This is a genomic window from Herminiimonas sp. KBW02, from assembly GCF_003852535.1.
Lineage (GTDB): Bacteria > Pseudomonadota > Gammaproteobacteria > Burkholderiales > Burkholderiaceae_D > Oxalicibacterium.
Genome location: NZ_QAJP01000003.1, coordinates 247,695 through 260,286 on the forward strand (window position 1 = coordinate 247,695; position 12,592 = coordinate 260,286).

13 protein-coding genes are annotated in these 12,592 nt (G+C 54.2%); 7 read left to right on the plus strand and 6 right to left on the minus strand.

Annotation, left to right across the window (positions count from 1 at the left end; genetic code table 11):
- The first annotated feature begins 220 nt into the window (after positions 1-220).
- From DBR37_RS03020 to DBR37_RS03030, 3 genes are all read left to right on the plus strand, one after another.
- Positions 221-1,159: a LysR family transcriptional regulator gene (locus tag DBR37_RS03020; RefSeq protein ID WP_124572810.1), complete on the plus strand. Its 939-nt coding sequence runs from the start codon at positions 221-223 to the stop codon at positions 1,157-1,159.
- A 148-nt stretch (positions 1,160-1,307) separates the two neighbouring features.
- Positions 1,308-2,510, plus strand: coding sequence for an NAD-dependent formate dehydrogenase (locus DBR37_RS03025; RefSeq protein WP_124572811.1), 1,203 nt, complete (start codon positions 1,308-1,310; stop codon positions 2,508-2,510).
- A gap of 147 nt (positions 2,511-2,657) precedes the next feature.
- A complete protein-coding gene (locus DBR37_RS03030) occupies positions 2,658-3,167 on the plus strand; it encodes an HPP family protein (RefSeq protein WP_124572812.1) in 510 nt (169 codons plus the stop codon).
- Between the two features lie 77 nt (positions 3,168-3,244).
- Here the strand turns inward: DBR37_RS03030 and DBR37_RS03035 are convergent, their stop codons facing one another.
- The 3 genes from DBR37_RS03035 to DBR37_RS03045 all read right to left on the minus strand — a co-directional run bounded on the left by DBR37_RS03035 (position 3,245) and on the right by DBR37_RS03045 (position 5,151).
- The gene (locus tag DBR37_RS03035) at positions 3,245-3,523 is read right to left on the minus strand and encodes a hypothetical protein (RefSeq protein WP_124572813.1); all 279 of its coding nucleotides are present in this window, start codon (positions 3,521-3,523) and stop codon (positions 3,245-3,247) included.
- Between the two features lie 353 nt (positions 3,524-3,876).
- A complete protein-coding gene (locus DBR37_RS03040) occupies positions 3,877-4,293 on the minus strand; it encodes a winged helix-turn-helix domain-containing protein (RefSeq protein ID WP_124572814.1) in 417 nt (138 codons plus the stop codon).
- Between the two features lie 84 nt (positions 4,294-4,377).
- Positions 4,378-5,151 (minus strand): IclR family transcriptional regulator, encoded by a 774-nt coding sequence (locus DBR37_RS03045; protein ID WP_124572815.1) that lies wholly within the window; start codon positions 5,149-5,151, stop codon positions 4,378-4,380.
- 152 nt (positions 5,152-5,303) lie between these two features.
- Between DBR37_RS03045 and DBR37_RS03050 the strand changes: the two genes are divergently transcribed.
- From DBR37_RS03050 to DBR37_RS03065, 4 genes are all read left to right on the plus strand, one after another.
- The gene (locus DBR37_RS03050; protein ID WP_124572816.1) at positions 5,304-6,191 is read left to right on the plus strand and encodes a polysaccharide deacetylase family protein; all 888 of its coding nucleotides are present in this window, start codon (positions 5,304-5,306) and stop codon (positions 6,189-6,191) included.
- A gap of 47 nt (positions 6,192-6,238) precedes the next feature.
- The gene (locus DBR37_RS03055) at positions 6,239-7,234 is read left to right on the plus strand and encodes an asparaginase (protein WP_124572817.1); all 996 of its coding nucleotides are present in this window, start codon (positions 6,239-6,241) and stop codon (positions 7,232-7,234) included.
- A gap of 86 nt (positions 7,235-7,320) precedes the next feature.
- Complete coding sequence (locus tag DBR37_RS03060; RefSeq protein ID WP_124572818.1) at positions 7,321-8,523, plus strand: MFS transporter; 1,203 nt, start codon at positions 7,321-7,323, stop codon at positions 8,521-8,523.
- A gap of 225 nt (positions 8,524-8,748) precedes the next feature.
- Positions 8,749-9,498, plus strand: coding sequence for a sterol desaturase family protein (locus DBR37_RS03065; protein ID WP_124572819.1), 750 nt, complete (start codon positions 8,749-8,751; stop codon positions 9,496-9,498).
- Between the two features lie 110 nt (positions 9,499-9,608).
- On the opposite strand, the gene DBR37_RS03070 is transcribed toward DBR37_RS03065, so the two are convergent.
- The 3 genes from DBR37_RS03070 to DBR37_RS03080 form a co-directional block, all read right to left on the minus strand.
- Positions 9,609-9,806, minus strand: a complete 198-nt coding sequence (locus DBR37_RS03070; RefSeq protein ID WP_199739016.1) for a hypothetical protein — start codon at positions 9,804-9,806, stop codon at positions 9,609-9,611.
- A 75-nt stretch (positions 9,807-9,881) separates the two neighbouring features.
- Positions 9,882-11,255 (minus strand): di-heme oxidoredictase family protein, encoded by a 1,374-nt coding sequence (locus DBR37_RS03075; RefSeq protein ID WP_124572821.1) that lies wholly within the window; start codon positions 11,253-11,255, stop codon positions 9,882-9,884.
- On the minus strand, positions 11,252-12,586 hold the full coding sequence (locus DBR37_RS03080; RefSeq protein ID WP_124572822.1) for an ABC transporter substrate-binding protein: 1,335 nt from the start codon (positions 12,584-12,586) through the stop codon (positions 11,252-11,254). The genes DBR37_RS03075 and DBR37_RS03080 overlap by 4 nt, the downstream gene beginning before the upstream one ends.
- Positions 12,587-12,592 lie beyond the last annotated feature (6 nt).

Consider the following 12,592-nt stretch of genomic DNA (forward strand, 5'->3'; position numbering starts at 1 on the left):
TTGATACTATACACGATATAACTTTTAACGACATAACGAGAACAGGGTGAAGTACCACCATTCTATTTGTGTATCGTGAATTCCGTTGGCCTATTGGTCACGTTGGCAGCAGGGGCATTCGGGAAAATCGCGCATAAGCGGATAAGATGAACTCAGCCTTACCCCTTCCGCGGCGTGCCAGTCACCACGACTACGCCATCACTTTCTACAGGCCATCCCGATGTTTGTACGTCAGCTCGATTACCTCGTCACCCTTGCCCGGGAAAAGCATTTTGCCCGTGCAGCTGAAATCTGCTGTGTCTCGCAACCGGCGCTGTCGGCAGCGGTGCGGAATCTAGAAACCGAACTGGGCATCTCCATCGTGCAGCGCGGCCAGCGTTTCCAGGGCTTCACGCCGGAAGGCGAGCGCATACTCGATTGGGCGCGGCAGACGCTGGCGGCGCTGGAAGGTCTGAAGCAGGAAGCATCGATGTCGCGCGTCAAGCTGAGCGGCACGTTACGCCTGGGCGCGATCCCGACCACCATGCCGATTGTTTCGCTGCTGACCGGCCGTTGTCGCGCACTGCATGCGGACTTGCGGCAACTGGTACTTTCTTTAAGTACTGAAGAAATCATGCGCAGGCTGGACGACTTCGAGCTGGATGTCGGCCTGACTTATCTGGAAGATCAGCGGCTCAATGGCTTCCATGTGCAGCCCTTGTATCGCGAACGTTATATGTTGCTGGCGCGTACCGGCAGCATGCCGGACGGCAAGGAAGATGTGAGCTGGGAAGAAGCGTCCGAGTTGCCCTTATGCCTGCTGACTTCTCATATGCAGAATCGTCGCATCGTTGATGCGGCATTTCGTCGTGCCGAGGTGCATCCGAATGTGGTGGTGGAAACTGATTCGGTGTTTGCCTTGTATTCCCATGTTCGTCACGCGGATTTATTTAGCGTGGTGCCGCATAGTCTGCTCTACCTGTTTGAATTGCGTGACGGCATGATGGCTATCCCTATCGTGCCCGAGCTGAGTCGCTCGATCGGCTTGATCTCACTCGATCATGAACCTTGCTCACCGATAGTGGTAGCGGCGCGCAGCATAGCCGAACAGATCAATCTGCAAGCGCAATTCGATGCATACATAAGCGGAGGCTATCAGCCCATCACATCAAACGATTAGACCGTATAAAACTTACTTCATAAGATGGCTGCGCTGGACAACATTCTGATGTCCGCTTGCAGAAGAAAAAGAAAATTCAGCTACCGCCAGCAATTTTCGATTCGGTGTAGCCAGCAATTTTATGCAACCTATCTTATGGAGAAGTAACATGGCAAAAGTTTTATGTGTTTTGTATGATGATCCAGTCAACGGTTACCCTAAGACCTACGCACGTGATGACGTAGCGCAACCATCGATCTACCCGGACGGCCAGACTCTGCCGACACCAAAAGGTATCGATTTCACACCAGGCACTTTGCTGGGTAGCGTATCCGGTGAACTGGGCCTGCGTAAATACCTGGAATCGAACGGCCACACTCTGGTTGTTACCTCCAGCAAAGACGGCGCAGACAGCGTCCTCGACAAAGAATTGCACGATGCAGAGATCATCATCTCGCAACCGTTCTGGCCTGCATACATGACAGCAGAGCGCATCGCTAAAGCTAAAAAATTGAAGATGATCGTGACAGCCGGTATCGGTTCCGATCACACCGATCTGGAAGCAGCGAACAAGCACAACATCACCGTCGCCGAAGTGACCTATTGCAACAGCCACAGCGTTGCAGAACACGTCGTCATGATGATCTTGTCGCAAGTACGTAACTACATCCCTTCGTACAATCAGGTTGTAAACGGCGGCTGGAACATTGCTGACTGCGTAGAACGTTCGTACGATCTGGAAGCAATGAGCGTGGGTACTGTTGCTGCTGGCCGTATCGGTCTGCGCGTACTGCGTCTGCTGAAACCATTCGACGTTAAACTGCACTACATGGATCGCCACCGTCTGCCAGAAGCAGTTGAAAAAGAACTGAACCTGACCTACCACAGCACACTCGACAGCCTGACCAAAGTCTGTGACGTTGTGACACTGAACTGCCCGCTGCACCCGGAAACAGAACACATGATCAACGAAAAATCCTTGAAAAACTTCAAGCGTGGTTCGTACATCATCAACACCGCACGCGGCAAACTGTGCGATCGCGACGCGATTGTTGCAGCATTGAAGAGCGGTCAACTGGCTGGTTACGCTGGCGACGTCTGGTTCCCACAACCAGCACCAAAAGACCATCCATGGCGCACCATGCCGCACCACGGCATGACACCACACATTTCCGGCACCAGCCTGACAGCGCAAACACGCTACGCAGCAGGTACCCGCGAAATCCTGGAATGCTACTTTGAAGGTCGTCCTATCCGTGACGAATACCTCATCGTTCAAGGCGGCAAACTGGCAGGCGTCGGCGCTCACTCCTACAGTGACGGTAACGCAACCAAAGGTTCGGAAGAAGCTGCGAAATTTAAAGTAGCGTAATTCGACGAAACGGTAAGCCATTGGGTGACCGGATCTGGTGGCTGACCATTTTTATTGAATGCCGACGTGCAGTAATGACGTCGGCATTTTTTAATTCGAGATGCTTCTGCTGCGTTGTCTGCAGACATCTACTCGCCAGGATCCCTCATGTCGAATCCCATCAAGAAATTTTTTAGTAGCAGCATGGCGCTGCCACCCAAACCTACATTCGTCAATGTGATGTTGTCTGGCCTCGGCGGCTTCATTGCGATCAGTGTCATTGCACTGGCTGCAGACTACACGCAGGCGATTCTGATCCTTGGATCGTTCGGTGCATCTTGTGTGATTGTTTTTGCTTTACCTGATACACCATTGGCGCAACCGCGCAATGTGATAGCCGGACATTTCCTGAGCAGTTTGTCAGGTCTCTTTTACCTTAATGTATTTGGGCCACACTGGTGGGCATTGGCGCTGGCCGTTGCGACTGCCATCATCGTGATGATGGCCTTCCGTGTCGTGCATCCACCGGCAGGTTCCAATCCGGTGATTGTTTTTCTTGCGATGCCAGGCTGGAGTTTTTTGATATTCCCGACTCTCATCGGTGCTTGCATACTGGTGTTGGTTGCGATGTTCTACAACAACGTCGTACGCAAGAATAAATATCCCAAGTATTGGTAAGCGGGGATGTGTCGCTGATCTGATGTTGTGTGGTCAGGCATCAGATCAGTTTAGAGAGTGAAGTAATGCGGGTTTGTTTACATTGCAAACCGTTCGCCCAATTGGCTAAGCGATTGCACTAATTGTTCGCTGGTCTTGGAGGTTGCTTCATCGATTGCCACCTTGACGATGCGCAAGGTGCGCTGCTCTGCTTCAAACGCGGAAGTCTCGCATCCTTCGATCACACCTTCTATCGGCGCCAGGTTTTCCTTATGCCAGACGCGATAAGTTCCACCCCACTCCCCGAATGAGAAGCCCCATGTCTGTTCGGTTGCCGTTACCGAAATAACGTACCCTTTGTACTCAAGTAAAGCCACGATGTTAGTCCTGTTAATAATTCAACTGGATGTACACAAAGTTACCGACGATACGCTTGCACTAGCATCCTGCTATGCAAAGCCGGTAACGGGAAGTAATAACGCGTTCGGTTATCAGCGTGGAAAATTGTGCCGGAAGGGTATGTATTTCGCAGTGCGCGGTTTAAACCGATTTCGCTATGTCCGTAAGAATATAGCGTTGTACTACCTAACGCAAGTATTTATCAGCGTTTCCTTGCGTTTGCTAAGCAAAGATTAGCCGAAATACGGCAGCGGTGTATCAATATTTTGTGAAGGAAAATATATGTAGCGATAGGTTGATCCTATCGCTACAAATTGAGGACGGGCCGGGCTTACTTTTGCGGCGTCTTGCTGGCCTTGGCTTTGGCTGCCGGAGGCGGAGTGGTGGATAAGAGTTTGCTGAATACCGCGAAGTCGCTGCTGATGGCCTTGGATGCTTTGCGCTCCATCGCACGATAGCGCTCGACGACGCCGCGCCCGAAGTCAGTGACCAGTGCACCGCCACCACCGCTGCCGCCGGTGCTGGTTACCACCAGTGGTTCGATGAAGGAGGCATTGGTGGTTTCGACCAGTGTCCACGCACGACGGTAGGACATATTCATCTCGCGGCCTGCAGCCGAAATGGAACCGGTACGTTCTATTGCATCGATCAGGTCAGCGCGACCTGGACCCATCGCGGTCAATTCACCCATCAGCACGCGTACGCGGGGTTGCGGGGCGAGGAATTTCTTAGTCTGGCTTTTAGGCATGGCTGGGACTCTTTCATGGATGGCGTATTTTCGCCCAGATTTGCGCCGGATATACGTTTCTTGCAGAGAGATTTTTAATCTCAACTATGGACGCAACAACTGCGCAACATCGTCAGCGGCCTGACGCAGGATAGGTAAAATTTCCTTTACTCGGCCCTCAGTCATGCGTGCCAGCGTAGTGGCGACGGTAATGGCGGCGACCGCGGTACCCGCCGCATTGCGTATCGGCAGACCGAGCGCACTGACACCAGGTACTGCATGATTCGAGATCCATGCATAGCCGAGTTCGTGGGTGCGATTGTAATGATCGATCACATCGTTGATATCCAGATTCTCGTAGACACTCAGGCGCGGTTCGACTTCGCGCAATATCTGCTCTGCTTCACTCTTGGCCAGGCAACTCAGAAGCGCCAGGCCACCAGCGCTGACCCCCAGCGGTTGACGGCTGCCAACTGGTACCACCGGTGTCTGTATCGGGTAATTACCCTGTATGCGGCTGAGGCAAATCGCATCATTGCCACTACGCACAAACAGGAATGAGGTATCGCCGGTTTCATATGCCAGTCGTTCCAGTATCGGCGCGCAGATATCGCGCAGATTGAATTGATGCGTCGCTGCCAGTCCGAGCTCAAACATCACCGGCCCCAGGGTGTAGCGTTTGGAGCCCGGCAATTGCACCAGCATGCCTTCCTGCACCAGTGCCTTCAGCACGCGATGCGCGGTCGGACGTTCGAGATTCATCTCTTCCGCAATGTCGACCAGACGCATGCCATTCGGCGTATGCCTGGCGATCTGTTTCATTGCGCGTATCGCGCGGGAAATTGACTGCGAGCCTTCTCTTTTTGTCGCTTCGTTCATATAAAAGTCCACATAACGGAACAAATGAAAATCGTGTTGACCGGCTAGTAACCGAAAAATAGCATCGTTGACGTGCAATCAGGCCATTAGAGTGGACGATTATTCCACATAGTGGATATCTGGCTCTATATACATTTTCCGGGAGTAGTCATATGACGCAAGACAAGTCGACACCTAGCGCGCGTGAGCGGGTGCCCTATGAAGCGATCGTCCACCGCCGCCCTTTCAAGTTACCGGGCAATGCGCGCGTCGCGGTGTGGACCATCGTGAACCTGGAAAACTGGCTGCCGCAAAATGCTATGCCGCGTACCGTCTTGCCGCCACCTATGGGCCAGCCCTTGCTGCCGGATGTGCCGAACTGGTGCTGGCATGAATACGGCATGCGTGTCGGCTACTGGCGCATCCTGCAAACCTTGAAAGAGCGCAGGCTGAAGGCGACGCTGGCACTGAACGGCAGCGTATGCAGTGAGTACCCGGCAGCATGCGAGGCCGCACTCAAAGAAGGCTGGGAATTCATGGGCCATGGCCTGGTGCAGAAACCTATGCACAGAGTAGAAGACCAGGCTGCAGAGATACGCCAGACCATGGAAGCGATACGGCAATTTACCGGCAAAGCACCACGTGGCTGGGAAAGCCCGGGCCTGACCGAGACCGCGGAAACCGCCGACCTGCTGGCCGCAGCAGGGATCGAATATGTCGCTGACTGGGTGCTGGATGATCAGCCGGTTCCTATCTGCACCAGCAGCGGCAATCTGGTTTCCGTTCCTTACACGGTAGAGATCAACGACGTCGTCATGTCTGCGATCCAGCAGCAGCCTTCTGATGAAATCCTGCGTCGCGGTCGCGATCAGTTTGATCAGTTGTACAAGGAAGGCGCAACCATACCGCGCGTGATGGCGATCTCGGTCCATCCTTATCTGACAGGTGCGCCGCATCGCATACGTTACCTGGCCGAGCTGTATGACTACATACGCGGACACGACGATGTGCTGATGTGCACCGGCGAGGAAATCCTCGACATCTATAAAAGCCAGTCCTGACGCTATGTGCAACGCGTCATTTCTAAATATCACCTTCGCTATCCATCATGAATAAAGCACGCATATTGCTGGTCTCTACCGGCGGCACAATCACGATGACCTCGGCTGCCGGAGCAGGCATCACGCCGACGCTATCCGCCGAGGATCTGGTGCAGGCAGTACCTCAGCTGGCGACACAGGCTGAACTCGACGTGCACACCTTTTCCATGAAGCCCGGCGCTTCATTGACGCTGGAAGACTTGATAGAAATTGCCGCGCTGCTGGATGAAAAACTGGCGGCCGGGTTTGATGGCGCAGTGATGGTACAGGGTACCGACACCATAGAAGAAACCGCATTCGTACTGGATTTGCTGGTGCAATCTGCGCGCCCTGTCGTCGTGACCGGCGCGATGCGCGGCGCTAGCGTAGCAGGTGCGGACGGACCCGCCAACTTGCTTGCAGCCGTCACGGTGGCAGCGGCACCAGATGCTGCTGGCCTGGGTGCCTTAGTCGTACTGAATGATGAAGTGCATGCGGCGCGCTATGTGCAGAAAACGCATACCGCTTCTGTTGCTGCCTTTGCTTCCCCTGGTTTCGCCGCATTGGGACGCGTTCTCGAAGGCCGCTTCGTACGCTATGCCACGCTGCTGCGAACGCCGACATTGTCGCGCCCGCATAAGTCTGAAGCGGCAGTCGCGCTGGTGAAGATCGCGCTGGGTGACGACGGCCGTATGTTAAGCGCATTACCGGGTCTGGCATATCGCGGCGCAGTGATCGAGGCTATGGGTGCCGGGCATTTGCCAGCCAGTCTGGCGGACAAGGTGAGCGAGTTGGCAAATGCGATGCCGGTAGTCCTGGCGACACGCGTGGCGGCGGGTCCGGTCTTTACACAGACCTATGGTTTCCCCGGATCGGAAATGGATTTGCTGGCGCGCGGCGCCATTGCTGGCGGCACCATCAGCAGTGTTAAAGCAGTGCATCTGCTGCGTTTGTTACTGGCACAGGGCATGAGTGGCAGCGCATTGCGTGCTGCGTATGCAGAACGAAGTAATAGCAATAGCTAATGTAAGCACAGATGCAAACGCCGATCCTGAGAAGAGCGGACCAAATATTGATGCGGTATTGACGAGATACTGAAGGGAGACCCGAGATGGAAAAGAACAAGGCAGCACTATGGATGTTCATCATTCTGCTATTTTCGTATGTGATTAATGCGATGGACCGGCAACTGTTTTCGGTGCTGGCGCCGGATGTGCGTGTGGCGCTGGACCTGACATTGCCACAGGTAGGCCTGGCTTCTACCGTGTTCACACTGGGCATGGGGGTGGCCGGAATACCGACTGGTTATCTATTGAGTGTGATGTCGCGCAAGAACGTGGTGCTGGTCGGCCTGATTATCTTTTCCGTTGCGACTTACCTCACGGCTTTGGCCAAAGGCATGCCTGATCTTTTGTTCTATCGCTTTGTTTCCGGTCTCGGCGAAGCGATGCAACTGACTGCCTTGCTGGCGATAGGTACGACTTACTTTTTCAATCATCGTGCAGTGGCTGCCAGCTCGCTGAACTTCACCTTTGGTATCGGTGCCATCATAGGCCCCAACCTCGGTGCCGCCATCCTCGGTGCGACACATTGGCAAATGCCTTTCATGGTGTTTGGCGCATCCGGCGCAATCGCACTGGTGCTGATCGTGCTCTTTGTTAAACCTTGGTTCACTGAAATCAAATCAGTGAAACAGGATGGCGCAGCAGAAGCGGCAGATGCAAATGCGGCAGACAGTATCTGGTCGCGCGTACCGATGACCCTGGCCTTGGCGACGGTGTTTGCAGGCTTGGCGATATACGGCTATCTGGGTTTGTATCCGACCTATCTGCGCGAAGCGCTGGGCTTCACACCCAAACAAGCAGGCTTTGCTGTCAGCTTCTATGGCATGGGCGCCTTGTTGTCGCTGCTGGGTGGCTGGTTGGGTGATCGCTATGACTACCGCAAGCTCCTGTTCTTTTCATTGGTCTTATCGGCCATTGCGGGTGGCTTGTTGTTCTCGGGGTTGGAGAAATCGCTGACCTTGCATGCCATCTTCTCCTTTGTGTTTGGCGGTGCGATCAGCGGCATGGTGTATGCGAACCTGTCGGCGGGCATTATTAAATCCGTCAAGCGCGTGCATGCCTCGCATGCATCCGGTCTGTTTGTCGCCAGTCTGTATATTCCAGCGGCGTTTGCCGGTTACTTGCTGGGGCAACTGAAAGGTTCGCTGGGCTGGTCGATGGCAGGCATCGTGCAGGTTTCAGGGTGTGCTTTGATAGCTGGATTGCTTTCGATAGTGGCAACGCAGGGCCACAAGCAACAGGCAAAGTAGTGTTCAATCGGCGTCAGCTGATAATGCTAATGCCAACGATGAGTAGGGTATAGACGAAATACAGGGCGAGCTCAGGCTCGCCTTTGCATTTCAGCGCTTTACCAATCTGCGATTGTGCACACGTCTTGCAATAAAGAAGAGTCTGCCGCCGGGCAACCGGATTAGGTTGTAGTTTTAGATATTCTCTATCGTCGTGTACCTTACTTCAGCATGTAGTACCTTCTTATGACCGCTGCCCAAATATTTACCAATCTGAGCACCTGGCAAGTGATGATCTGGGGCCTTTTGTTTTTCTCTGCCTTGTACCTCGCAGGAGGGTTGGGTATGACAGCGCTGACACGCTTCCTGCAAAAACACGGCATAGGTCAGGTGCTGGATACGCGTCCGCTCAAGCCGGATCAATTGCGACGTGAATGGCGCCAATCCTTCTACTCCATACTCGTGTTTGGCCTGGGTATGATCGTGCCATGGGGTTTTGTGCAACTGGGCTGGGCGCATTTCGCTGTCAATCCAGGTGGTTGGCAGATCGCCATCGAAATCGGGGTGCTACTGATCTGGAACGATGTACATTTCTGGATTACCCATCGATTGCTGCATACGACCTGGTTCATACGTTTTCATGGGGATCATCATCGCTCGGTCGTGGTTACGCCCTGGTCCACTTATAGCTTTCATCCGCTAGAGGCGATGATGCTGGGGAATATCATCCTGTGGCCGATGGTGGTGCATGACTTCGCGTTCTGGTCGCTTGCCGCGGTGCCAGGGCTTAGTCTGATACTGAATTCCATCGGCCATTCAAATTACGACTTTTTCCCGTCAGTCGGTTTGCGTCATCCGCTAGCTGCCAGCCGCCGTCATCATTTGCACCATGCAAGTCCTGCGGGAAATTATGGTTTTGCGCTGGCCTTCATGGACCGCATCATGCGCAGCGAGGCTGATCCGCTTTCGGTACGTCCTCCTGCGCGTCAACCCTGAACCTTTATATGCCGGCCTTGCCGAGCCGGGAAATTACACACAATAAAAAAGCGCGCTCTGCATAGTCAGGCGCGCTTTTTATTTCATCGTGTACTTTCACTGCAGCGACTTCAGGCCAGTGCTTCCTTCGCCGCTTCTTCCGGCGTCAAACCATCATAGAACAAGTCAGTGAACCATTCGATTTGTTCTTCAATATGATCTTGCGCTTCGGTTACGGTGGCGCCACCGGCAACCAGGAAGCCCTCTACTTCTATGCACCAGTTAATCAGTGCGAGTGTTTCCGGATCGAGTTCTTCTTTCTTGGCCATGATCTTTCTTCCATTTATGCGTTGATGTGCACAGTGTCACATGCCAGCGCGCTGAGTGGAAGCAGGATTTTAATCTCAAAGTGATTCCAGGAAACGCAGCAAGGCAGTGCGGTCTTGGGTCGACATTGCACGCACCGCTTCCTTCGAGTAATTGCCTTCACCGCCGTGCCACATGATGGCTTCCAGCAAGGTGCGGGCACGACCGTCATGCAGGTAACCGGCATCCGGGTTGACTTTATGCGTCAGGCCTATGCCCCACAGTGGCGGTGTGCGCCATTCGCGACCATTTGCCAGATAGTCACTGCGACCGTCGGCCAGAGCCGGCCCCATGTCATGCAGCAGCAAATCGGTATAAGGCCGGATCAACTGGTTCGATAAGGCTGGCAACGCAGCATCAGGACGGGTGCGCAAAGGCGCAGCATGGCAGCTGATGCAGCGCGCCTGCTCGAACAGGCGATTGCCCCGAATCACTTGCTTATCATTGACATCACGGCGTGCCGGTACCGCTAACATGCGTTGATAAAACACGGTTGCGTACAACTCTGCACGCGTCAGTTCGGGTTCGCCGCCGGACGGTGCGCGCTGGCATGCGGTTTGTACCTTGCTGCAATTTTCATGCGGTATCAACGGTGAAGTAATCCCGAGGTCGCCGGAGAAAGCGTTAGCGATTTGCTCAGTCAGCGTGGCGACATTCGCCTTCATGCCGAAGCGGCCTATCGCTTCTTTCTGTGCCATTGCATCCCACACGATATTCACACGGCCTGCGATGCCATCCGGCTTGGCCTGTTTCGCCATCGCCAAAATAGTCTCGTCGCTGATCGCTTCCAGCAGGCCCAGGCCATATACGACCGGGCCTACGCGTGGCGACACCATGATGTCTGGCCCAAGTGTGCCGTAAGCCATTTCCTTGAAGTGCACATTGGGTTTGCGCAGTGTCACCCTGGCGCCGTCGGCTAGTGTCTCCACGTGCTCATCGTAAATCAGGAAACCTATGCCCTCACCTGGTACGCCCGGCACGCCGCGTTCATTCAACTGATCGCCATAAGCGGGATGCGGTTTGGGGCCGCCATGCGGATTGGTGCCAGGGATGCTGAGGCGCAAGAGCATGGCTTGCATGGTGCCGTCGGGACCATCCGGTGCGCCGCCACGCCCGTTTTTTGCATGGCAGGCGATGCAGGAGATGCGGTTGTAGAGCGGTCCGAGTCCGGCAACTTTGTCGTTCGCCGGAGCGATTACCCAGGATTGCCGAAACAGACTGCGGCCTTGTGCGAATGCGGCAACATTGTCAGGATCCATGACCGGACTGGGTAGCGAAAAAGCTTCACGACTGTCATCAAAGACGGTAGCACTGCCACCGTTCAATGCTTTGGGATCGACGCTGGCTGCACCGCTTAGCAGGAAGGCTACCGGCAAGATGCCGAGGTAGCCAACAAGACGCCCGAGTTTCAATTCGTACCTGCGGCGTTCAATACTTCTTGCGCCAGTTGTTCCGCGCGCTCGCGATTTTGTCGTATGCGTGCTGTCCATTGTGTGGTGATGACGTCGTTGCGATGTGCGTCTGTGGTTTCATCGAAGGCAAATACAAACTGCTGTGCGAGCTTATCGGCTTCTGCTTCGCTTACCGGCACCGTATCGAGCAGGCTACGCGCTTGCGACGCTTTTGCTTTCAACGCCGCGGTATTGGCAGCACGCTCAGCCTGTATGACTTTGTCATTGGTCTGGCGTAGGCGCGCGTGTTCATTGGTGATTAATACATCGTACAGAGTATTGTTCAAGCCCTGACGCGCGAGTGCGTGTGTGGTATCAAAGACAAACGGCATGGCCTTGGCTGCTTCGAACGGATCGTAATAGCCAGCAGGTTTCTCGGCATACACCGCAGGACGTACCGGCAGTTTACGGATGTCATGGTGGAACAGTATCTTCTGTCCTTCATCCGACAAGACGAAGGTAGCAAATGCGCGTGCGGCTTCCGGATTCGGTGCGCTCTTCATGATGCCTACATGTGCAGGCGAGTAACCGGTGACGCCGGGATAGATGAATTGCAGCGGTGCGCCATTGGCAATCGCCGATTTGATGAAAAAATCGATGGACACGCCGACACTGGCTTTACCGTTACGTACATCGTCAGAAATATTGGCGCCACCTGCACCCAATAGTTGCGCATTGCTGCCGATCGCTTGCAGCAGGGCCCAGCCTTTATCCCAGCCATAGCCTTGCAGGATGATGTCTATCAGTATCGGTGCGAAGCCGACTTTGCCTGGTACCGGAAAAACGATTTCGTCTTTCCACTCAGCGCCGGTCAGGTCGGTCCATTGTTTGGGTTGCGCTAATTTTTTGTCTTGCAGGCGCTGCGGATTGAGCGCAAAGCCATAACCTGCAATTTCACTTGCGAGATAAAAACCGGCGGGATCGGAGATCGGGAAGCCGCCGACTTTGGCAGGCAGGCCCGTCATATCCAGATCAGGACGGCGGAAAGCACCCTCTTTGGCGAGGATTTGAAAATTGCGTTGTGCCGGTGCCCAGTAGACATCGACATTGCCTTGATTCGGTTTGCGTAAGTAAGACAGCGCATCACCGGAACGACGCCAGAGTATTTCGACGCGCGTACCGGGATGTGCTTTTTCAAAAGCAGCTTCAAAACGCGACACCACTTCCTCCGGGTAACTGGTCATGACCACGACCTTGCCGGCAGGTTGGTCTGCCGCCATTGCAATGACTGAAGCAAAGCCGAAGAGCGCAGCAGCGAACAGCTTACGGAGAGAAAGTGATGTGCGTAGCATAGCGTA

What these genes read in the sequence shown, in the direction of transcription:
- DBR37_RS03020 (WP_124572810.1), top strand. Translation starts at nt 221, where the DNA reads ATGTTTGTACGTCAGCTCGATTACCTCGTCACCCTTGCCCGGGAAAAG.
- DBR37_RS03025 (WP_124572811.1), top strand. Translation starts at nt 1,308, where the DNA reads ATGGCAAAAGTTTTATGTGTTTTGTATGATGATCCAGTCAACGGTTAC.
- DBR37_RS03030 (WP_124572812.1), top strand. Translation starts at nt 2,658, where the DNA reads ATGTCGAATCCCATCAAGAAATTTTTTAGTAGCAGCATGGCGCTGCCA.
- DBR37_RS03040 (WP_124572814.1), bottom strand. Translation starts at nt 4,293, where the DNA reads ATGCCTAAAAGCCAGACTAAGAAATTCCTCGCCCCGCAACCCCGCGTA.
- DBR37_RS03045 (WP_124572815.1), bottom strand. Translation starts at nt 5,151, where the DNA reads ATGAACGAAGCGACAAAAAGAGAAGGCTCGCAGTCAATTTCCCGCGCG.
- DBR37_RS03050 (WP_124572816.1), top strand. Translation starts at nt 5,304, where the DNA reads ATGACGCAAGACAAGTCGACACCTAGCGCGCGTGAGCGGGTGCCCTAT.
- DBR37_RS03055 (WP_124572817.1), top strand. Translation starts at nt 6,239, where the DNA reads ATGAATAAAGCACGCATATTGCTGGTCTCTACCGGCGGCACAATCACG.
- DBR37_RS03060 (WP_124572818.1), top strand. Translation starts at nt 7,321, where the DNA reads ATGGAAAAGAACAAGGCAGCACTATGGATGTTCATCATTCTGCTATTT.
- DBR37_RS03065 (WP_124572819.1), top strand. Translation starts at nt 8,749, where the DNA reads ATGACCGCTGCCCAAATATTTACCAATCTGAGCACCTGGCAAGTGATG.
- DBR37_RS03070 (WP_199739016.1), bottom strand. Translation starts at nt 9,806, where the DNA reads ATGGCCAAGAAAGAAGAACTCGATCCGGAAACACTCGCACTGATTAAC.
- DBR37_RS03080 (WP_124572822.1), bottom strand. Translation starts at nt 12,586, where the DNA reads ATGCTACGCACATCACTTTCTCTCCGTAAGCTGTTCGCTGCTGCGCTC.